The following is a 19,326-nucleotide window of genomic DNA, read 5'->3' on the forward strand; positions in this document are numbered from 1 at the left end:
GTTGGATACTTCGCTTTTATCAGCGGCACCATATAACCCGAAATGCTGTTTCAAAAGAAACAAAAAGGGCGACCGAAGCCGCCCTTTTGCAAGATTATGTCGTTGTTTTCTATTGCGCCAGATCGGACATCAGGCCCGCTGCAACCGCCAGTCGCGAGACTGTCAGGTCACCACCTTCCGTCAGCGCCACCATACGGTTTTTCACCTGCTCGATACGCGCACCATCGGCTGCGAACCAGGCTGCTGCCGGGTCCTTGTCCTTGGCAAAACGCTTGAGCGCCGCAATGGTGATACCGCGCGCGGCCTGCGTGATCGTATCGCTTGCTCGTGACAGAGCAAGCCCGTCATAATAGTCCGTGACGGGGATGGAACGCGCGGCTTCCTCGATACGACCGATGCGGAAGGCTTCCGAAACACCGAAATAGGTCTTGGCGGTTACCACCCGGTCGGCACCGGCCAGATGCGCGATCAGGGCGATGTCCGGCATGATGCCTGCAAGCTGCAGATTGGCAAGACGCTGAGCCAGCTTTTCCGGTGCACCCTTTTCCACGAAAGCGACCTTGTCGGCCTGAAGCGTGCTCTTCAGATATTCCGGCATCAGGCCGTCGAAACGCGGTTCCAGTTCGGCACGTGCCCTGGTGATCGTATCCACCAGTTCCGTCAGGTTGGCGCGTGTCGTATCGTTACGCAGCACCCAGGCCGTCGTCGCCTGCAGCATTTCGCCGACGAGATGGTAGAACTGGTTCTGCACATCGCCCGGCACCTTGCTGTCGAGCGCATCGATGGCATCATAGATCGCATCGATCTCGAAACCGTCGCGCACTGCCACATAGGCACGCACGATATCGGCAGGCGACTTGCCCGTCGTATCGGCCAGACGGCTGATGAAGGTGATACCGCCACGGTTGATGACATCGTTTGCCAGCAAAGTAGCGACGATTTCACGGCGCAGACGATGACCGGAGATTTCCTCGGCATAAGTCTTGGTCATGCGCTTCGGGAAATAGCCGAACAGCAGCGACTGGAAGTAAGGTTCGTCCGGAAGCTGGCTTGCCACCAGATCATCCGACAGCGACAGCTTGGCATAAGCAAGCAGAACCGCCAGTTCCGGACGCGTCAGCGGCTGGCCTGCCTTCTGGCGTTCGGCCAGCAGCGCATCGGACGGCAGATACTCGACCTTACGGTCGAGAAGCTTGCGGTTTTCCAGCTCCGCCATGAACCGCGCCTGATAGGGCAGTTCTGCCAGACCCTGCCTTTCGCTGAGCGAAAGCGCCAGCGGCTGCAGATAATTGTTGCGCAGAACCAGTTCGGACACATCGTCGGTCATGCTGACCAGAAGCTTGTTGCGTGCCGGGCGCTTGAGATTGCCCGAACGCATGGCAGCAGCCAGAGCGATCTTGATGTTGACCTCGACGTCCGAGCAGTTGACGCCTGCCGAATTATCGATGGCATCGGTATTACCACGACCACCTGCCAGCGCATATTCGATGCGTCCGCGCTGGGTCGCGCCGAGATTGGCGCCTTCGCCGATCACCCGTGCACCGACTTCCGAGCCGGTGATGCGGATCGCATCATTGGCGCGGTCGCCAACCTGCGCATCCGTTTCAGCAGACGAGCGGATATAGGTGCCGATACCGCCGAACCAGAGGAGATCGACCTTCGATTTCAGGATCGCGGTCATGATTTCCTGCGGCGTGCCGGAGGTCTTTCCAAGGCCGATGGCTGCAGCAGCTTCTGCCGACAGGGTGATCGTCTTCTGGCTGCGGCTGTAAATGCCGCCACCAGCCGAAAGCTTGGAACGGTCATAATCCTGCCAGCTCGAACGCGGCAATTCGAACAGACGCTTGCGCTCGGCAAAGCCGTCGGCTGGAACCGGGTTAGGATCGATGAAAATATCGCGATGGTCGAACGCAGCCACCAGCTTGATCTGTTCGGAAAGCAGCATGCCGTTGCCGAACACATCGCCCGACATATCACCCACACCGGCAACAGTGAAAGGCTCGGTCTGGATATCCGTGTCGAATTCGCGGAAATGCCGCTTCACGGCTTCCCATGCGCCGCGCGCGGTAATGCCCATGCCCTTGTGGTCATAACCGGCGGAACCGCCGGATGCGAAGGCATCGTCCAGCCAGAAATCATGTGCCTGGCTGATGGCATTGGCCGTATCGGAGAAGGTGGCCGTGCCCTTGTCGGCAGCAACGACGAAATAAGGATCGTCATTGTCATGGCGCACGACTTCCGCCGGCGGCACGACATGATTGTCCTCGATATTGTCGGTGACCGACAGAAGCGTGGAGATGAACACCTTGTAGGCATCACGACCAGCTTCAAACACGGCATTACGATCGCCGCCAACCGGCAGACGCTTCGGATAGAAGCCGCCCTTGGCGCCAACCGGCACGATCACCGCATTCTTGACCTGCTGTGCCTTCACGAGGCCCAGCACTTCGGTGCGATAATCCTGTGCGCGGTCCGACCAGCGCAGACCACCACGGGCGACAGCGCCGAAGCGCAGATGCACGCCTTCCACTTCCGGCCCATAGACGAAGATTTCGCGATAAGGGCGCGGGTCCGGCAGGCCTTCGACCAGACGCGGATTGAGCTTGAAGGCAAAGGTGACACGCGGCTTGCCGTCGGCATCCGGCTGATAGGCATTGGTGCGCAGCGTCGCTTCGATCAGATTGCGGAAACGGCGCAAAATCTGGTCGTCATCGATGCTCGGCACGCCAAGCAATGCGGTCTCAATAGCATCGACCAGCTTCTTTTCAGCCGCATCACGGCGCTTGGCCGATGGGTTGAAGCGCAGGTCGAACAGCGAATAGAGGTCGCTGGCGATTTCCGGATAACGGTTCAGTGCAGCCGCGATGAAGCCTTGCGAATAGGCAATGCCTGCCTGTTGCAGATAACGACCGTAGGAACGCAGGATCATGATCTGGCGTGCCGTCAGGCGTGCGGTCTGCACCAGCGCGTTATAGCCGTCATTGTCAGCCAGACCGTCCCAGACATTGCGGAACACATCTTCCAGCATCTCGCCATCGTCGGAAAGATCGACGGGAGCGCCATAGGCGTTCACGAGTTGCATGTCGTGCACGTAAACGGCAGCGCCGTCCTTGCCAGCATGCGGCAGGTCGATGGTCTGCTCGCTGACGACACGGAAGCCCATGTTTTCCAGAAGCGGCACACGCTGCGACAGAACAACCGGCGCACCGTGATGATAAAGCTTCAGCGAAACCGCATCAGGACCATCAGTGCGATAACGATAGAAGTCTACGAAAAGCGGAGCCTCTGCGCTGAGGCCAGCGATACGTTCCGCATCAACCAGCGCTTCCGGCGCCGTGAAGATTTCGCGATAGGATGGCGGGAAGCTTGCAGCAAGCGCGACGGTCTTTGCGTCTGCACTGTCAGAGCTTTCACGAACCGCATCGTCCCATGTGCGGACAATGGCGCGCACTTCGGCTTCCAGCGCTTCGCGATCCACATGCGGTGTGGAGCGCTCATGACGGCGGATGACGAACTGAACGCGCGTCAGGCCGTTCTGCAGGAAGACCGGGTGGAATTCGAAACTGTCACCGCCATAGATATCAACGAGATAGTGCCCGATCTTCTCGCGCACGACCGAGTCGTAACGGTCACGCGGGATATAGACCAGCACGGTCGCAAAGCGGCCAAAGCGATCGAGACGCGGAACGGCACGCACACGCGGGCGTTCGCCGAGCGCAAGGATCAGCTCGGCATTGGCCGTCAGGCTTTCCACATCGATCTGGAAAAGCTCGTCGCGCGGATATTCTTCCAGCACGTTGATGAGCGCCTTGCCCGAATGGTCCTCGCGGTTGAACCCGAGATGCTTGATGACCGCATCGGCCTTGGAGCGGATGAACGGAATGCCTGCAACCGAACTCGTATAGGCAACCGAGGTGAAGAGACCGACCAGGCGCAGTTCGCCGATGGCTTCGCCCTTTTCGCCGAATATCTTCACGCCGACATAATCGAGATAGGAGCGGCGATGCACCAGCGAAAGCGAATTCGCCTTGGTCACGATCAGCGGCTCGTTGCTGTCGAGGAATTCCGTTACCTCACGCGGCGTCACCGTGTCGTCGTCATCCTTGCGCAGGACGCGGACTTCATTGTCGTTGAGAATGCCGAGCGTTTCCTTGACCGGAACCAGTTCGCGCTTGTCGCCCTTGCCCTTGAAGGTGAGTTCGCGAAGTCCGAGGAAGATGAAACGATCATCGCGCAGCCATTCCAGAAACGCGATGGCCTCCGGCATGGCCGGATCGCTCGTCATTTCATAAACGCGCTTGTAATCGGCGATAGCGCCATCGAGGCGCTTCAACATCGGCTTCCAGTCGCTGACAGCGGCACGAACCTGTCCGAGCGCGCGCTTGATGGCGGCAGTCAGATCGGCCTTGACCTGTTTGTCGAGGGCTGGAAGATGAATCTGTACCAGGCTGACGCGCTCGACGCCCTTGGCAGGCGCTAGCTGCGATGCTTCGCCCAGAATGACCAGCTCGTCCTTTTCGCGCGCAATATCCAGAACCGGATGCACGACCATGAAAATCTGGCTGACATGATCATTCAGCTCACCCATGATGGAGTCGAGCAGGAACGGCATATTGTCGTTGACGATGGTGATGACGCTCACCGGCCGACCATGGCGCTCGATACCATTATCGACGCTGATGATGCTCTTGCCCTTGCGATAGGATTCGAGGGCGGCATAGCCGTGACGGGCTGAACTGTCGAGAGCGGCAGCATCGTAAGCGGCCAGATCTTCTGGCGGCGCCCATTCGAAGAGAAGCTGCGAGAAGGCCGTAAGCGCCTTCGACTTGCCTCCCTTCTTCTCCTCCTTGCTTGCCTTGGAACCTTTAACCTTGCTCGACCGATCCTGCTTTGCAGTCACGTCGGATACTCCTGTCATGATGGCAATGCGCGCCAAACTAGCAGATTAGGCATTGGTTTCGATGGCAATTCGTTGAAAATAACGAAAAATTTCCCGGAAAGTCAGAAAGACCGCATTTAATCCATTTAATTTGGAACAAAACTTCGAAAACTTCCCGCGAAATTTCGGAATATGCCAGCGGATTTCTCCGCGCAGCTCAAAAGTGCTGCCAAAAGGGTCAAGCAGCAGCCCTGCTTCGCCACATTTCCGACTAAAGTTGCAGATGATTCTGATAAATGAATCGGCCTGTCAGTGCCTGAATCAAAAAGCGTCAGGCCGTGGCAAAAACGTCATTTGCAGCCGGCATGGCGACTTTTGGAACAGACACTCAGAGCTCGATCAGGTGATCGTCCAGCTCATTGATATTGTCCGGTCCTGCCGGAAAATGCGTTTCCAGCAGCACCCCGGCCTGACCGATAGCCAGTACGAAACCCTCGGTCATTTGTGCGCGGGAGGCGTGATGGATGAGCGTCGCGACGATTGCATTCCACTCGTCCTGTTCGACACGCGCATGGATGCCCGCATCGGCGATCACCTCGGCATAATGTTCGGCCATTGAGACAAAGAGCAGAATGCCGGTGCGGTGCTCCGTAATATGGACATTGCGCGCCAGAAACTGCTGCAGCGCATTGAGATGGGCGCGCTTGTAACGGATGCGGCGCGGCACCAGCAACATGCGAATGGCCGGAAAGAACCAGAGCACCAGCATCGCAGTCAGGAACGCCGCCAGCACCGCAAGTCCGAACATGGGCAGGCGGATATCGAACCAGTACCAATGGGCGAGAAAAGCCGCGATCACCGAAGCGATGAGGATGCCGCAAGTCGCAACAAAGCCCGCCGCAAAGAAATAGTCATCGCTCGAGCGCGCCAGAACGGCATAGATTTCGCCGCTGGTTTCTGCTTCCGCCTTGCGGATGGCCTCGGCAATGCGGGCATGGTCCTCAGCGCCAATCAGCGTGTGATGCTTCATCGTTGCGTCTCCCTACCAGCTACCCGAGGCGCCACCGCCACCGGATGAACCGCCACCACCGGAGAAACCACCGCCTCCCCCGCCGGACGACCAGCCACCGCCGCCGCCCCAGCTGCCACCACCCCTGCCGCCAGAGCCGCCGCCGCGATTGTTGTAATCGACGACCATGCCGAGCCACTGATATTTGCCCGGCCCGATCTTGCGTCCGAAAACCGGCGTCAGGATCGCCATGCCGAAGCCACCGAAGAAGATCAGGCACCAGAAGGCGATGAAGACGACAAAGACCCAGTCGACATCATCGGAACTCGACTGCACATTGCGCTTGGCCCGCGCTTCAAGCTCGGCGGCATCACCGGAAAGCACCGAAAGAATGCCGTCAACACCCTGTACGATGCCGTTCGAGTAATTGCCGGTACGGAATTCGGGAATGATGGTGCCATTGATGATGACGCTTGAAAGCGCATCGGTCATGACGCCTTCGAGACCATAGCCGACCTCGATCCGCACCTTACGGTCATTGGGCGCAACCACCAGCAATATGCCGTTGTTTTCCTGTTTCTGCCCCAGCGCCCAGGCACGGAACAGACGGTTGGAATAGGTTTCGATGTCTTCGCCGTTGAGGCTCGGGACCGTCACCACGACCACCTGATCCGATGACTTCGCTTCAAAATCGGCAAGCTTCTGGGTCAGTTGCTGGCGCTCGGCGGGGTCGATGATCCCCGCCGCATCCACCACACGACCGGTCAAGGCCTGTGCAGGCGTCGACGCGTCTTGTGCAAGGGCCACCGTGTGCAGCGTCAGCGCTGCGCAAAACAGCAGGAAAGCGAGCGCAAGGAGATGTCGCGGCCAGCCCAACCAGCCAAGACCGCGACGATCACGCGAGAGTGCTGCACTCGCCCCGAAACGCATCATGAAACGCGCCGTCAGTTGAAGTTGACTTTGGGCGCGGCCTGACTGCCTGCATCTGCACTGAAGCTCTGCATCGGCTGTGCATCGCGATACCAGATCCACGTCCAGATCATCGTCGGCATGGTGCGCAGCGCCGTGTTGTAGACGCGAACCGCCTCGATATAGTCGCGACGTGCGACGGCGATGCGGTTTTCAGTACCTTCGAGCTGCGACTGCAATGCAAGGAAGTTCTGGTTGGCTTTCAGGTCCGGATAGCGCTCGACCACCACCATCAGGCGCGACAGCGCGCTTGTCAGATTGGCCTGATTATCCTGGAACTGCTTGAAGAGTTCCGGATTGTTGAGCGTTTCCGGCGTGATCTGCACCTGCGTCGCCTTGGCGCGCGCCTCGATCACAGCCTGCAGGGTTTCCTGTTCGTGAGCAGCATAGCCTTTCACGGTCTCGACCAGATTGGGCACGAGATCGGCGCGGCGCTGGTATTGGTTCTGCACCTCGCCCCAGGCAGCCTTCGCCTTTTCCTCATTGGTCGGGATCGTGTTGAAACCGCATGCCGATAGCAGCGGAACCAGAACAGCGAGACCAAGAGCGATGAAAATACGGCGAAAAGAGAAAGAAGTGGCAACCGTCGCAGCCGACATGGACTTCTCCTGAAAAGAGCGCTTTGCCAAGCGCCGGGGAAACAAATTCATCACCCGCATATGTGCGTTCACGCAAATGCGAGCCGTCAAATCAACAAGATAACGCAATTTCGCGCATCGTCCAGCCTGATTGCAGCGCATGCACAACAGTCAAAGAAAACCGCCCGCGTACGGCGCCGCAGCGAGGTCTTTCCCGAATGGATTTCACCTTACGAGGGTGTTGACTCAGTCAACACAATAGATATTGATAGTGTCAACATAGGGAGACGCCGCGCCGGGCGTAAGCAGACATGACGCAAGTAGACAATCTCGACGACATCAGTGCATTGCGGGCGTTCAACCGCGTCTATACGCGCCGTCTCGGCCTGCTGAACGCCCATCTGGACAAGAGCCCGTTCACGCTGACCGAGGCGCGTATCCTCTACGAGATCGCCCATCGCACAGCACCTGCGGCAGCAGACATCATGCGAGCGCTCGGGCTCGACCGCGGCCAGCTGAGCAGAACACTGAAACGCTTCACCGAACGTGGGTTGATCGAGACGTCAGAGCATCCCGACGGAGGCCGCAGCCGTCCCATCCAACTGACCGATGCCGGTCGCAAGACATTCGGCGCACTGGAGCGTAACACCTGCGACGCTGTTGGCGAACTTCTCGACGGACTGCAGCCGGATCAGCGCAGAAATCTGCTGGCAGCAGCGAGTACGATCAAGCGCATATTTGATGACGAGCACCCCAAGGATTTGCAGCTGCGCAATCTGCGGGCTGGTGATCTGGGGTGGATCATTCACCGGCAGGCAGTGCTCTATACGGACGAGTATGGCTGGAACAGCGACTATGAGGCACTCGTTGCCCGCATTCTTGCCGATTTCTCTGAAGCCTTCGATCCCGCCCACGACGCGGCATGGGTAGCTGAACTCGACGGTCGTGTGGTTGGATCGGTGTTTCTGGTCAAGGGGGACCAGCCAAAGCTTGGCAAATTGCGCCTGCTCTATGTCGAACCGGATGCGCGCGGGGCCGGTGTCGGTGCAAAGCTCGTGAACGCCTGTATCGAACGCGCGCGCACTGTCGGCGATGAGCGCATCACTCTGTGGACGAACAGTGTTCTCACGGCAGCACGGCGTCTTTACGAACGCGCCGGGTTCCGGCTCATTGATGAAGCACCACACCATTCCTTCGGCGCGGATCTCACCGGCCAGACATGGGAGCTGGACCTGAGGTAAGGCTCGACCGGCAACATCTTAGCCAGCCCATAAGAAAAGCGGCGGATTGCTCCGCCGCTTTCTCAAAATGCAAGCTGCGCGAAGATTATTCGCTTGCAGCTTCTTCAGCCGGAGCAGCAGCGGCAGCGGCAGCTTCAGCGGCCTTTGCGGCAGCTTCTTCTTCAGCCTGCTTGGCCATGGCCAGACGTTCCTGAGCCTTCTTGCCCGGCTCACCCTTGGTCGGGTTGCTGCGGGTCGGACGCTTTGCAAGACCAGCCTGGTCGAGGAAGCGCAGAACGCGGTCGGTCGGCTGTGCGCCCTGTGCAATCCAATGCTGGATGCGGTCGGCATCGAGCTTCACGCGTTCAGCGTCCTTGGCCAGCATCGGGTTCCATGCACCAACGGTTTCGATGAAGCGGCCATCACGCGGGCTGCGGACGTCGGCAACAACGATGTGGTAGTAAGGACGCTTCTTGGAGCCAGCGCGGGCCAGACGAATCTTGAGAGACATTTTTTCTTTCCTTTAGACAATTGCTTCGCCCGAGGGATGGTCGGGGCAAAACGGGTTAAACCGTAGCTACGGTTGTTGTTTTGACGCGCATCTTACCCGAAAACCGTTTCACACTTTTCGGGATGCGCTTTACTTTCCGCCGTGGTTTGCGGCGGCATGCTCATGATGCCGAATGACTTCCTTCACGATGAAGTTCAGGAATTTTTCGGCGAAATCGGGATCGAGATGGGCATCGGTTGCCAGGGCGCGCAGACGTTCCACCTGACGCTTTTCGCGGGCCGGATCAGCCGGTGCGAGGCCACGTTCGGCCTTGAGTACACCGACAGCCTTGGTGCAGCGAAAACGTTCGGCCAGCATGTGGATCAGCGCAGCATCGATATTGTCGATGGAGGCGCGCAGTGCCAGAAGTTCAGCCGGTGCAGTGTTCTGTTCGTCGCTCATGATGCTCACTTCTTCTTCGGCAGGCCGGGAAGACCGCCACCAAGACCGGGAAGTTTCGGTCCACCCAAGCCCGGAAGACCACCGCCCGGAAGGCCCGGCAAACCGCCGCCTTTCGTCAGACCGGCTGCTTCCGCCTGCTTGGCAAGCGCTTCAAGCTGCTTCGGGTCCATCTTCGAGAGATCAGGCATGCCACCAAGGCCGCCCATTCCGCCACCAAGGCCCATCTTGTTGGCAAGGCCGCCCATCATCTGCTTCATCATTCCGCCCTTGCCCTTGCCCATGACTTTCATCATGTCGGCCATCTGGCGGTGCATCTTGAGAAGCTTGTTGATGTCGGCAGCAGTCGTGCCGGAACCCTTGGCAATGCGCTGCTTGCGGCTGTGCTTGAGAAGGTCGGGATTAGCGCGCTCGGCCTTGGTCATCGAGCCGATAATAGCGAGCTGGCGGTCGAACACCTTGTCGTCGAGACCGGCTGCTGCTGCCTTGTCCTTCATTCCGCCCATGCCGGGCATCATGCCCATAATACTGCCCATGCCGCCGAGCTTTTTCATCTGGCCCAGCTGATCGGCAAGATCATTGAGATCGAACTTGCCCGACTGCATCTTCTTGGCCATCGCCGCGGCTTTTTCCGCGTCGATGTTTTCGGCAGCTTTTTCCACGAGCGAAACAATGTCGCCCATGCCGAGAATACGGTCGGCGATACGCTTCGGATAGAATTCCTCAAGCGCATCCATCTTTTCGCCGGTGGCGATCAGCTTGATCGGCTTGCCGGTGATGGCACGCATCGAAAGCGCTGCACCGCCACGGCCATCGCCATCCATACGGGTGAGAACAATACCCGTAATGCCAACGCGCTCGTCGAAATTGCGCGCCAGATTGACGGCATCCTGACCGGTCAGGCTGTCGGCGACGAGCAGAATTTCGTGCGGATTGGCGGCCTTGCGGATATCCGCCATTTCCACCATCAGCGGCTCGTCAATATGCGTGCGGCCCGCAGTATCGAGAATGACGACATCATGTGCGCCGAGCTTTGCAGCCTGTACGGCGCGCTTGGCGATTTCGACCGGCGACTGGCCGGCGATGATCGGCAGCGTGTCGACACTGGTCTGAATACCGAGCTGGCGAAGCTGTTCCTGTGCAGCAGGACGGCGCGTATCGAGCGACGCCATCAGCACCTTCTTGCGCTGGCGCTCCGTCAAACGCTTGGCGATCTTGCCGGTGGTGGTCGTCTTGCCCGACCCCTGCAGACCGACCATCATGATGACGACAGGCGCAGGCGCGTTCAGGTCAATCGCGACACCTTCGGTGCCAAGCATCTCGATAAGCTCGTCATGGACGATCTTGACGACCATCTGGCCGGGCTTGATGCTTTTCAGGATTTCGGCGCCAACCGCCTTCTCACGAACGCGGTCGGTGAAGGAGCGAACCACTTCCAGCGAAACGTCAGCCTCGATCAGCGCGCGACGCACTTCGCGCAACGCTGCGGCCACGTCGGCTTCAGAAAGAGCGCCGCGTCCGGTAAGGCCGTTCAGGATGGAGCCAAGACGCTCCTGAAGTGATTCAAACATCGAATTTCCTTTTAATCCGAGAAGAGGCTTATGCTTCGTCAGGGATAAATCGTCCCGCTTATCTGCCAGTTCAAGAAGCAACCAAAGCGATACAGCACCCGAGGGCGCATCGCGCTGTCGGATGTGGACCTCCGGGATCGCTTTATACCAAATGGGTCCCGGTCGGTGGCTCGCGTTCTGAAGATCGCGGATAGATTGGAGCTGGCTTTAAGGTGATCAGCCCGCAATGTCAAGCAAAAGGCCTGAAACTCACTGAAACCGGCCCAGTTTGTTTTGGGCGCATCTTGTTCCGAAAACCATTTCACACTTTTCGGGATGCGCTCCAATACAGGGCCGGTTTCGATTTTGTTTTACTGTGCGGCCACACCGGCAAGCGGATCGCCGATGCCCAGCACATAAAGGCCGATCATCAGCAGCGTTCCCGCCAGAACCACATAATAGATCGTGGGAATGATGGTCATGCGCAAGGTCGTGCCTTCACGTCCCAGCAAGCCGACCGTCGCGGAAGCTGCAACCACGTTGTGGATCGCGATCATGTTGCCAGCGGCAGCGCCCACTGACTGACCGGCGACCATCAGCGCACCGGAAATGCCAAGCCCTTCCGCCACGCCATACTGGAACTGGCTGAGCATGAGGTTCGACACCGTGTTGGACCCGGCGAGGAACGCACCCAGCGCTCCCACGGACGGCGCGAAGAACGGATAGACATTCCCGACTTCCACCGCCACCCAGTCGGCAACCATCAGCGGCATGCTGATGAGTTCCTTGCCGTTGACGCCGGAATTGATCATGACGCGCACCATCGGCACGGTGAACAGAAGCACGAAGCCTGCGCCCACCAGCGTCTTTGTGCTTTCACCGAAAGCCTTGGCGAACTGTCCGCCGTTCATCCGATGCAGGAAGAAGGTGATCACACAGACGATGACCAGAAGACCGCCCGGCAGGAAGAGCGGCGTGAAATCACCACCTATACCGGTTTCGCCCATGATGTCCTTGGCAACGAACGTGATCGACTTCAGCGCATTGCCAACCGACGGGAACGTACGGCTGACCACCAGAAAGATCGCCAGCAGAATGTAAGGGGTCCATGCCAGAACGAGCGGGATTTTCTTCGAGGTCAGTTCATCGAGCTTGATCTGGACGGTGCCGACCCAGCCTGCAGGCCACTCCGAAGCGGGAGGGAAATCCCAGCTCTGCTTCGGCATCAGGAAACCGGCTCGTGCGGCAAACGTCGCCAGCGCAAGCCCGACGAGACCGCCGATCATGGACGGGAATTCAGCACCGAGGAAAACCGCGCTCAGCACATAAGGAATGGTGAACGAGAAGGCCGCAAACAGCGCGAAGGGCAGAATGGCAAGACCTTCCGTCCAGGAGCGGTTGCGCCCGAAGAAGCGGGTCATGATGACCACGAGGAACAGCGGCATGAACGTACCGCAGATGGCGTGCAGGATAGCCACTTCCGATGTGATGATATGGAAGAACTGTTCCCAACTCGATCCGGCGCCCTGCAATTGCGCCGTCAGCGCCTCGCGATTGAGACCTGACTGGACACCGACGATAAGCGGCGTGCCGACGGCACCGAACGACACGGGCGTCGACTGGATGATCAATCCGAAAGTAACGGCGGCAAGTGCCGGAAAACCGACGGCCACCATCAGCGGCGCCACGACAGCAGCAGGCGTGCCGAAACCGGATGCACCCTCAATGAACGAGCCGAACAGCCAGGCAATCAGGAACACCTGAATGCGGCGGTCAGGGCTGATCTGGGCAAAGCCGGAGCGGATCGCAGAAATGCCGCCTGAATATTTGAGCGTATTGAGAAGCAGAATCGCACCGAAAATGATCCAGAGCAGACCTGCAGTCTGGATCAGGCCCTGAATGGTCGAGGCAATGACCCGGTTGCCGCTCATGCCCCAGACCGCCATTGCGATCACGACAGTCAGCACATAGGTCACCGGCATCGCAATGCGGGCCTGAATACGAAATCCGACCAGCATCACGCCGGCTACGAGAATTGGCAGAAATGCAAATAATGCAAGAAATCCGTTCGACATGTGGCGTCCTCCCCGTCAATGTCACGAACTTTGAAAGTCAACTATGAAACGCTGGTAAAGAAGTTTTACCAGTAAGACCATAAGCAATAGGTATGAAAGCCACAGCTTCCAAGCGAAAAATTCCGATCAAGGTTTTGGGACCAACAAAAGCTTGCTGTTTTTGTGCAAAAATGCTTGAGACGCGGCATTTCGCACCTGCCTCGTCCCGCTTTGCCGTTGCCGCATGACATTTGGTGTAAGGAATGGCAAATTCGCGTTGAGGTCGAATCAACTCCAAAGGAGAAACGAATGGCATTGGTTGCCAAGGGCCGGTCTTGGACGGCAGCAGCAGTTCTTGCAGTGGGCATGATGACGGGAACAGGCATTGCCGAGGCAGCCCAGTGCGGCAATAATGCCGCCGGTTATAATGCCTGGCTCCAGCAGACGATGAAGGAAGCCGCTTCGCGTGGCATTGGCAAGGCCGCGATCGGTGCGCTTGGCAATACCAAATACGCGCAGGCCACTATCAATGCCGACCGCAACCAGAAGAGCTTCAAGCTCTCCTTCGAACAGTTCATGCAGAAGCGCGGCGCTGATACCATCATCAAGCGCGGCCGTGCGCAGAAGCAGCAGAACGCTGCTCTCTTCGCTGCGATCGAAAAGCGTTATGGCGTTCCAGCCGGACCGCTGCTCGCGATCTGGGGCATGGAAACAGGCTTCGGCGCCTATCTCGGCAAGCAGCATACGCTGTCGGCTGTCGCGACGCTCGCCTATGACTGCCGCCGCAGCGATTATTTCACCGACCAGCTCTATGCAGCGCTCAAGCTGATCGACCGTCAGGACCTCAATCCAAATGCGGTTGGCGCCATGCATGGTGAAATCGGCCAGACGCAGTTCCTGCCGGTCAACGTCCTGAAATACGGCGTCGACGGCGACGGCAGCGGCCATATCGACATGGCCCGCTCCAAGGCGGATGCTCTCTATTCGACCGCGAACTTCCTTGTCGGCCATGGCTGGCAGCGCGGTGCAGGCTATCAGCCAGGCGAACCGAACTACGGTGCGATCCAGGGCTGGAATGCTGCACAGGTTTACCAGCGCGCCATCGCCGTCATGGGCAAGGCCATCGACGGCAAGTAAGAACTGAAGGCTGAAATCGCAATTTCGCTCTGAAATTGCCGCAGAAAAGCCTCATGCTTCACAGAATAGCCCCAAAGTTTGGGGCTATTTTTGTATGTTTTGATGCGAATTTTCGCGTTTGGAAGACAAAAACGTCAATTTTGGCTGGCCAAAATATGGCAAACGGCCCCTCTCGATCTGAGAGAAGCCGTTTCAGGAAGCATTTTTTAAATCTGGATCAGGCCGCGTCTGGCCGTTTGAAATCACCCGTCTGGTGATCCATCACCCACAGCTCGCCGGTCGAGATATCGAACCATGCGCCGTGCAGGGTGAGCTTGCCCTTCTTCTCCAGAATATCGACGCAAGGGAATGTGCGCAGATTGTTGATGGAGTAGCGGATCGAGATACGTTCCAGCGCGGTCTGGCGCTCGCTCTGCGTCATGAGCTGATTGCCACTGATGGCTTCGGCTGCAGGCGCGATCAGGCTCATCCATTTGCCGATGAAGTCACCCGGCGAAAGCGGTGCGCTTTCGGTGTCGAGCGCAGCCTTGATGCCGCCGCAACGGCCATGGCCCATGACGACGATATTCTTCACCTTGAGGCTCTGAACCGCAAATTCCAGTGCTGCCGAAGCAGCATGGTATTCGCCATCGGGCTCATAAGGCGGAATGAGATTGGCAACATTGCGCAGGACGAAGATTTCGCCGGGCGCCGTGTTGAAGATGGTTTCGGGAGCCGCACGGGAGTCACAGCAAGCGATAACCAGCGTTTCCGGTGATTGTCCCTTGTCGGCCAAATGGCGATATCGTGAAGTTTCGTGGGCAAAATGCTCGCGCATGAAGGTTCGATAACCGGCGAGAAGTGAGTCTGGAAGATCAACCATATTTTTCCAATATCCCTATCGAAAACCGAGATCAATCGAAATGCACTGAACGGACTGCGTCCAATTGGACGCATGATCCCTTTCGCTTTCATGCAAGCTTCTCAAGCCCATATCGCCATGCGAAGACCGAAAGCGTCGCGTTCTTCATGGTCGGGATGCGGGTGCGCTTGACCGCGCGCGTGACGACCAGCCACGAGATACATGGCGCAGGCGTCAAGAAAGTCATCCTCCTTGGCACCGCGCGGGACGCGACCTTTCAAAAAATCTTCCGGCAATCCGCAGTGCTGCAACAAGGCCCGGCGCTCGGCCATTCCTTCCGGATTCACCCGGCTTTTGATCTTCTTCGGCAGGGACATGGCCTTCATGCCATTCAAAACCGCAAAAGCCAGTTCGGGATGCGATTCGATGATACGCTCGGCAAGCCGTAGATCGCAGCGCAAAAATTCATCGATCTCGCAGATCTTCGGGAAAAGCCCGAAAGCCTGCCGGGAAACCTTGCGTGGCGGGTCGGTGCATTCCAGCGACAAAGAACAGCTCTCGCGATAATCTTCGGCATAGACAGCAGCACGCGGCGGAATGGAAAAAACACTCGATTGCCTTCCGGCAAGATGTGCTCGTGCGGCCCGCTCCGCCGACCGCCCGCCCTTTTCCGGCAGGCCGATCGGCATATCGACCGCAATGATCGCTTTATCCGGAAGCGACGCCACCAGGGCGGAGAAACTGCCGAACACTTCCGCTCGCAAACCGCCGCCATCCCCGATCACGGCGATCCAGCCGCGCGGGCAGCCGTCAACACCAGCAAGCACTGGAGCCACATGTGTCAAGCGCGGAACCCCTTGGTCGGATGCATCAGCCGCCGCGTCTGCACCATGGCCATCGGCGTGGCGAGGCTCGACGCATCGGCTTCCAGCATCAGCTCGTCCGCCCCGCGCTTTGCCGAGCGCGCCATGATTTCGAACACTGCCGCAGTAGTGCTCTGGAGCATCTTTTCCTCCGCCATGCCGGACAGGCGACGCGCCAGAAACACGGCAGAGGTCAGATCACCGAGACCGTTGGTCGGGCCATCGACACGGCGATGTTCGGCCATCAGCGCCATGGTCGGCGTGAGCAGAATATTGCCGATGCTGCCGCTCATCAGCGGAAAGGCCGAGGTGACCAGCATGGTTGCCGGACCGGCCTCCAATGCAGCCTCCATCAGGGCGGAATTGTCTTCCAGCGGAACGCCGGTCAGCCATGAAAGCTCGAAACGATTGGGTGTTGCGATATCGGCAAGCGGCAGAAGCTTGTCGCGAATACCCATGGCAGTCGCTTCGGGGACATAAAGCCCCTTTTCATCGCCGATGACCGGATCGCACAGATAGACCGCCCCCGGATTCTTCGCCTTCACGGCTTTGACCAGCTCGGCAACGGCTGCCGCCTGCTCGGGATGACCGAGATAGCCGGTCAGGACAGCACCCACCTCGCCAAGCCACGGTGCGCGCTGAAGATCCTGCATCAGGCGCGAAAACTCTTCCGCCGGTGGCACGATGCGTCCAGCAGGCCCATGACCCGGATGCCATGGCAGCACTACGGTCGGCACGGCCCATACGGGAAAACCCAGCGTTTCCAACGCGAAAACGGCGGCTCTATTGCCAACTGAACCGCGCACGACATGGCTTGAGATGACAATAACGGTTGTCGCATCCGAAGGCGCAGAAAGCGTCATTGAGTACCTAGCTTTGCATGAGATAGAGAATGAGCCAGACGATGATCGCCAGCGTGATGAGGAAGCCGAGCCCGCGCCCGATCCGCGTAGCCCAAAGCTCGATGGGATCATTTTCGGGGGCGTCAGTGGCAGCCAGATGATGCGCAGTGCGGGAAAATCCGCGCCGCACGATGCCTTCGGCACCGGTCTGCTCGCGTTCGAGCCTGTCGAGAATACGCCGGGCCTCTTCCTGACGCTCGCGTCCCGGCCCGCCGCCTTCCCCTATGCCTGCCTGCTGGCGCTCGCCCATGCTCTGCCTGCCCTTTGCAATGACCTAGTGTGGCTTTGAAACCGAAATTCGTTCGCAACCCCGCCCCGGAGTGATACGAATTTCGGATTCGCCACACTAGTTTCCAACAGAAGAAACAGGCACAGCATCACGCTCAAGTCGCAGTTCTGCAAGCAGTTTATTGCAGTCTCATGCGAGCTTCACGATCAGCTTTCCGAAATTACCTCCTTCCAGCAGGGAAATGAAAGCTTTCGGCGCATTCTCCAGCCCATCGACAATGTCTTCGCGATAACGCACCTGACCGTCGGCAATCCACTTCACCATGTCATGGTAAAAGGCTGGCCTCTGATCGGCAAAATCACGCTGGATAAAACCGCGAATGGTCAGGCTTTTCGACAGAACATCCCGCATCACCAGCGGCAGCCGGTCAGGTCCATCGAACGGGCCGCTCTGATTGTACTGCGCAATCAGGCCACAGACCGGAACCCGCGCAAACTGGTTCAGCAGCGGAAACACCGCGTCGAAGACCTTGCCGCCGACATTTTCGAAATAAACGTCGATGCCCTTCGGGCAGGCCTCAGCCAGCTCCTGTGCGAAATTCTTGCTGTGGTGATCGATAGCCACATCGAAACCGAATTCATCGATCAACGCCTTGCATTTATCCGCTCCGCCCGCAATGCCGACAGCGCGTGCGCCCTTCATCCGGGCAATCTGCCCGACGGCAGAACCGACCGGACCGGTTGCGGCCGCAACCACGACGGTCTCGCCCGGTTTCGGCTGGCCGATGGTGAGCAGGCCGGAATAGGCGGTAAAGCCCGGCATGCCAAGAACGCCAAGCGCCGTCGTTACAGGGGCTTCTTTCGGGTGGAGCTTGCGCAAGGTCGAGGCATCGGCAACCGCATAATCCTGCCAGCCGGAATGGGAAAGCACGAAATCACCCGGAGCAAAGCCTGCGCTCTTGCTTTCAACGACTTCGCCTACCGTGCCACCCTCCATCACATCGCCGATTGCCACCGGCGCGGCATAGGATTTGGCCGCGCTCATACGCCCACGCATATAAGGATCGAGCGACAGATAATGCAGTCTCAGGAGAACCTCACCGTCACCGGGGCTCGGGATCGCCGCTTCCTCCAGCCGGAAGTTTTCTGCGGTTGGCCGACCTTCCGGGCGCGATGCCAGCACGATACGGCGATTGATCTTTTCGCTCATGAACGGAACTCCTGACAGTAATGATCGGGCTTCGAGCTACATATTATTAGTTTAGGGCGATGATCGGAAAAGTTGAGCTTTTGCAATCAAAATCAAGCTATACATCCGTTGTGAACGCTTGGCTTGGAAAGCTGTTCCAAAGCTAGCGAATTTGCGCTGTGCATCACCCTCTTTGCAGCGGCCTTGCGCCTTGGGACAAACGACATGAATCAGGACAGACTTTTTCTCTTGAAACCGGGGTTTGAAGATCCGGCTTATCCCGGCCAGCTTTTCTATTGCTGGCATTGCGCCCTCATCGAGGGTGTTCTGGCTTCTTTTCCGGCACTGGGAGACAGGCTGCATATAGAGCGCGTGGACTGGCAGCGCCCGCGCAGGGCCGTCATAGAGCTGGCAGGCGAAGACAACCAAAACCTGCCCTTGCTGGTACTGAAGGATGGCGACCGGTCCCCGTTCGAGACCGGGAGGCACGAAGGGCGTTCGCTGATCGGCGACCCGCACAAGATACTGGCCGTCCTTGCGGAGCGGCACGGCTTTCCGCTGCCGCATCCCTGAAAAACTGCCCTTTCGACAAGCTCAGGATAAGGTTGGGCAATAGCGAATTGCCATCACCTCGTCCTTCGAGACGGCGCTTCGCGCCTCCTCAGGATGAGGTGCCAGACGTCGCGCCTGCTCATCGTCAGATTGACGGATATTTGCACCATCTTTCGCGCCAAACGACCGATGGTACAGAGCCTCCCTCCGCTCAAAACGCAAACAAAAACCCCGCCACAAGGGCGGGGTTTCGCTTGGGGGACAGTAAGGTTGCCTGTCACCTCATCCTGAGGAGGCGCGAAGCGCCGTCTCGAAGGACGAGATGACAAGCGCAATGCTTACTTCATCGTCGGGATGACTAATTCCGCACCATCCTTGACGCCATGCCGCGCGCCCGCAGCAAAGC

At 58.4% G+C, this 19,326-nt stretch carries 17 protein-coding genes; 3 read left to right on the top strand and 14 right to left on the bottom strand.

Features of this window, described 5'->3' with window-relative positions; translation table 11 throughout:
• Positions 1-109 precede the first annotated feature (109 nt).
• The 4 genes from ABDF71_RS13910 to ABDF71_RS13925 form a co-directional block, all read right to left on the bottom strand.
• On the bottom strand, positions 110-4,900 hold the full coding sequence (locus ABDF71_RS13910; protein ID WP_500061673.1) for an NAD-glutamate dehydrogenase: 4,791 nt from the start codon (positions 4,898-4,900) through the stop codon (positions 110-112).
• A gap of 367 nt (positions 4,901-5,267) precedes the next feature.
• Positions 5,268-5,909 (bottom strand): TPM domain-containing protein, encoded by a 642-nt coding sequence (locus ABDF71_RS13915; RefSeq protein WP_278526697.1) that lies wholly within the window; start codon positions 5,907-5,909, stop codon positions 5,268-5,270.
• 12 nt (positions 5,910-5,921) lie between these two features.
• Positions 5,922-6,821 carry a TPM domain-containing protein gene (locus ABDF71_RS13920; protein WP_500061636.1) on the bottom strand — a complete coding sequence of 300 codons (900 nt, stop codon included), beginning with the start codon at positions 6,819-6,821 and terminating at the stop codon, positions 5,922-5,924.
• Positions 6,822-6,832: 11 nt separating this feature from the next.
• Positions 6,833-7,456 carry a LemA family protein gene (locus ABDF71_RS13925; protein ID WP_010661490.1) on the bottom strand — a complete coding sequence of 208 codons (624 nt, stop codon included), beginning with the start codon at positions 7,454-7,456 and terminating at the stop codon, positions 6,833-6,835.
• A gap of 290 nt (positions 7,457-7,746) precedes the next feature.
• Between ABDF71_RS13925 and ABDF71_RS13930 the strand changes: the two genes are divergently transcribed.
• On the top strand, positions 7,747-8,676 hold the full coding sequence (locus ABDF71_RS13930) for a bifunctional helix-turn-helix transcriptional regulator/GNAT family N-acetyltransferase (protein WP_500061637.1): 930 nt from the start codon (positions 7,747-7,749) through the stop codon (positions 8,674-8,676).
• Positions 8,677-8,761: 85 nt separating this feature from the next.
• Here the strand turns inward: ABDF71_RS13930 and rpsP are convergent, their stop codons facing one another.
• The 5 genes from rpsP to ABDF71_RS13955 form a co-directional block, all read right to left on the bottom strand.
• Entirely contained in the window at positions 8,762-9,166 is a 405-nt protein-coding gene (rpsP, locus tag ABDF71_RS13935) for a 30S ribosomal protein S16 (RefSeq protein ID WP_010661492.1), read from the bottom strand.
• A gap of 129 nt (positions 9,167-9,295) precedes the next feature.
• Positions 9,296-9,607: a chorismate mutase gene (locus ABDF71_RS13940; RefSeq protein ID WP_010661493.1), complete on the bottom strand. Its 312-nt coding sequence runs from the start codon at positions 9,605-9,607 to the stop codon at positions 9,296-9,298.
• Between the two features lie 5 nt (positions 9,608-9,612).
• The gene (ffh, locus tag ABDF71_RS13945) at positions 9,613-11,175 is read right to left on the bottom strand and encodes a signal recognition particle protein (RefSeq protein WP_500061638.1); all 1,563 of its coding nucleotides are present in this window, start codon (positions 11,173-11,175) and stop codon (positions 9,613-9,615) included.
• Positions 11,176-11,525: 350 nt separating this feature from the next.
• Positions 11,526-13,229 carry an L-lactate permease gene (locus ABDF71_RS13950; RefSeq protein ID WP_010661495.1) on the bottom strand — a complete coding sequence of 568 codons (1,704 nt, stop codon included), beginning with the start codon at positions 13,227-13,229 and terminating at the stop codon, positions 11,526-11,528.
• A gap of 37 nt (positions 13,230-13,266) precedes the next feature.
• Positions 13,267-13,524 carry a hypothetical protein gene (locus ABDF71_RS13955; protein WP_155243315.1) on the bottom strand — a complete coding sequence of 86 codons (258 nt, stop codon included), beginning with the start codon at positions 13,522-13,524 and terminating at the stop codon, positions 13,267-13,269.
• On the opposite strand from ABDF71_RS13955, the gene ABDF71_RS13960 reads away from it, so the two are divergent.
• Complete coding sequence (locus ABDF71_RS13960) at positions 13,518-14,345, top strand: lytic murein transglycosylase (RefSeq protein ID WP_010661496.1); 828 nt, start codon at positions 13,518-13,520, stop codon at positions 14,343-14,345. The two genes, ABDF71_RS13955 and ABDF71_RS13960, sit on opposite strands and share 7 nt — an antisense overlap.
• Before the next feature lie 217 nt (positions 14,346-14,562).
• On the opposite strand, the gene ABDF71_RS13965 is transcribed toward ABDF71_RS13960, so the two are convergent.
• The 5 genes from ABDF71_RS13965 to curA form a co-directional block, all read right to left on the bottom strand.
• The gene (locus tag ABDF71_RS13965; protein WP_010661497.1) at positions 14,563-15,207 is read right to left on the bottom strand and encodes a carbonic anhydrase; all 645 of its coding nucleotides are present in this window, start codon (positions 15,205-15,207) and stop codon (positions 14,563-14,565) included.
• A gap of 101 nt (positions 15,208-15,308) precedes the next feature.
• Positions 15,309-16,031, bottom strand: coding sequence for a DUF429 domain-containing protein (locus ABDF71_RS13970; RefSeq protein WP_500061639.1), 723 nt, complete (start codon positions 16,029-16,031; stop codon positions 15,309-15,311).
• The gene (pdxY, locus tag ABDF71_RS13975; RefSeq protein ID WP_010661499.1) at positions 16,028-16,912 is read right to left on the bottom strand and encodes a pyridoxal kinase PdxY; all 885 of its coding nucleotides are present in this window, start codon (positions 16,910-16,912) and stop codon (positions 16,028-16,030) included. The genes ABDF71_RS13970 and pdxY overlap by 4 nt, the downstream gene beginning before the upstream one ends.
• 7 nt (positions 16,913-16,919) lie before the next feature.
• The gene (locus tag ABDF71_RS13980) at positions 16,920-17,201 is read right to left on the bottom strand and encodes a hypothetical protein (protein ID WP_010661500.1); all 282 of its coding nucleotides are present in this window, start codon (positions 17,199-17,201) and stop codon (positions 16,920-16,922) included.
• A gap of 168 nt (positions 17,202-17,369) precedes the next feature.
• Complete coding sequence (gene curA, locus ABDF71_RS13985; RefSeq protein WP_010661501.1) at positions 17,370-18,389, bottom strand: NADPH-dependent curcumin/dihydrocurcumin reductase; 1,020 nt, start codon at positions 18,387-18,389, stop codon at positions 17,370-17,372.
• Between the two features lie 204 nt (positions 18,390-18,593).
• On the opposite strand from curA, the gene ABDF71_RS13990 reads away from it, so the two are divergent.
• Positions 18,594-18,941 carry a DUF3088 domain-containing protein gene (locus ABDF71_RS13990; protein WP_278526686.1) on the top strand — a complete coding sequence of 116 codons (348 nt, stop codon included), beginning with the start codon at positions 18,594-18,596 and terminating at the stop codon, positions 18,939-18,941.
• The last annotated feature ends 385 nt before the right edge of the window (positions 18,942-19,326 follow it).

Source organism: Ochrobactrum sp. WV_118_8 (assembly GCF_039631535.1).
Lineage (GTDB): Bacteria > Pseudomonadota > Alphaproteobacteria > Rhizobiales > Rhizobiaceae > Brucella > Brucella anthropi.

Excerpts from the sequence above, each read along its gene's own strand:
- ABDF71_RS13915 (WP_278526697.1), bottom strand. The coding sequence starts at position 5,909 with ATGAAGCATCACACGCTGATTGGCGCTGAGGACCATGCCCGCATTGCC.
- ABDF71_RS13920 (WP_500061636.1), bottom strand. The coding sequence starts at position 6,821 with ATGATGCGTTTCGGGGCGAGTGCAGCACTCTCGCGTGATCGTCGCGGT.
- ABDF71_RS13925 (WP_010661490.1), bottom strand. The coding sequence starts at position 7,456 with ATGTCGGCTGCGACGGTTGCCACTTCTTTCTCTTTTCGCCGTATTTTC.
- ABDF71_RS13930 (WP_500061637.1), top strand. The coding sequence starts at position 7,747 with ATGACGCAAGTAGACAATCTCGACGACATCAGTGCATTGCGGGCGTTC.
- rpsP (WP_010661492.1), bottom strand. The coding sequence starts at position 9,166 with ATGTCTCTCAAGATTCGTCTGGCCCGCGCTGGCTCCAAGAAGCGTCCT.
- ABDF71_RS13940 (WP_010661493.1), bottom strand. The coding sequence starts at position 9,607 with ATGAGCGACGAACAGAACACTGCACCGGCTGAACTTCTGGCACTGCGC.
- ffh (WP_500061638.1), bottom strand. The coding sequence starts at position 11,175 with ATGTTTGAATCACTTCAGGAGCGTCTTGGCTCCATCCTGAACGGCCTT.
- ABDF71_RS13950 (WP_010661495.1), bottom strand. The coding sequence starts at position 13,229 with ATGTCGAACGGATTTCTTGCATTATTTGCATTTCTGCCAATTCTCGTA.
- ABDF71_RS13960 (WP_010661496.1), top strand. The coding sequence starts at position 13,518 with ATGGCATTGGTTGCCAAGGGCCGGTCTTGGACGGCAGCAGCAGTTCTT.
- ABDF71_RS13955 (WP_155243315.1), bottom strand. The coding sequence starts at position 13,524 with ATGCCATTCGTTTCTCCTTTGGAGTTGATTCGACCTCAACGCGAATTT.
- ABDF71_RS13965 (WP_010661497.1), bottom strand. The coding sequence starts at position 15,207 with ATGGTTGATCTTCCAGACTCACTTCTCGCCGGTTATCGAACCTTCATG.
- pdxY (WP_010661499.1), bottom strand. The coding sequence starts at position 16,912 with ATGACGCTTTCTGCGCCTTCGGATGCGACAACCGTTATTGTCATCTCA.
- ABDF71_RS13980 (WP_010661500.1), bottom strand. The coding sequence starts at position 17,201 with ATGGGCGAGCGCCAGCAGGCAGGCATAGGGGAAGGCGGCGGGCCGGGA.
- curA (WP_010661501.1), bottom strand. The coding sequence starts at position 18,389 with ATGAGCGAAAAGATCAATCGCCGTATCGTGCTGGCATCGCGCCCGGAA.
- ABDF71_RS13990 (WP_278526686.1), top strand. The coding sequence starts at position 18,594 with ATGAATCAGGACAGACTTTTTCTCTTGAAACCGGGGTTTGAAGATCCG.